This is a genomic window from Pseudomonas sp. FIP_A4, assembly GCF_036701605.1.
GTDB lineage: Bacteria > Pseudomonadota > Gammaproteobacteria > Pseudomonadales > Pseudomonadaceae > Stutzerimonas > Stutzerimonas phenolilytica.
The window spans coordinates 1-995 of sequence record NZ_JAYDXP010000088.1; the positions used below are offsets into that span (position 1 = coordinate 1).

Sequence of the window (995 nt, forward strand, 5' to 3'; positions counted from 1 at the left end):
GGTCACGTTGACCATGGCAAGACCACTCTGACTGCTGCGCTGACCCGTGTGTGCTCCGAAGTGTTCGGTTCCGCTCGTGTCGACTTCGACAAGATCGACAGCGCGCCGGAAGAGAAGGCTCGTGGTATCACCATCAACACCTCTCACGTGGAGTATGACTCCAACGTTCGTCACTACGCGCACGTTGACTGCCCGGGTCACGCCGACTACGTGAAGAACATGATCACCGGTGCTGCCCAGATGGACGGTGCGATCCTGGTTTGCTCCGCTGCTGACGGCCCCATGCCGCAGACTCGCGAGCACATCCTGCTGTCCCGTCAGGTTGGCGTTCCTTACATCGTCGTGTTCCTGAATAAGGCTGACATGGTCGATGACGCGGAGCTGCTGGAATTGGTCGAGATGGAAGTTCGCGACCTGCTGTCGACCTACGACTTCCCGGGTGACGACACTCCGATCATCGTTGGTTCGGCGCTGATGGCGCTGAATGGCGAAGACGAAAACGGGCTGGGCACCACCGCGGTCAAGAAGCTGGTAGAGACTCTGGATAGCTACATTCCGGAGCCGGTTCGTGCTATCGACAAGCCGTTCCTGATGCCGATCGAAGACGTGTTCTCGATCTCCGGTCGCGGTACCGTGGTGACCGGTCGTGTCGAGCGCGGCATCGTCAAGGTTCAGGAAGAAATCGAAGTGGTCGGTCTGCGTCCGACGCTGAAGACCACCTGCACCGGTGTGGAAATGTTCCGCAAGCTGCTGGACGAAGGTCGTGCTGGTGAGAACTGCGGCGTGCTGCTGCGTGGCACCAAGCGTGATGAGGTCGAGCGTGGCCAGGTTCTGGCCAAGCCGGGCACCATCAAGCCGCACACCAAGTTCGAAGCCGAAGTGTACGTGCTGTCCAAGGAAGAAGGTGGTCGTCATACTCCGTTCTTCAAGGGCTACCGTCCGCAGTTCTACTTCCGTACCACCGACGTGACCGGTTCGTGCGAGCTGCCGGAAGG

At 59.7% G+C, this 995-nt stretch carries 1 protein-coding gene; it reads left to right on the forward strand.

Going from position 1 to position 995, the window contains the following annotated elements; genetic code table 11:
• On the forward strand, positions 1 to 995 hold a 995-nt coding region (gene tuf, locus U8L64_RS00685), incomplete at both ends, for an elongation factor Tu (protein WP_333392757.1).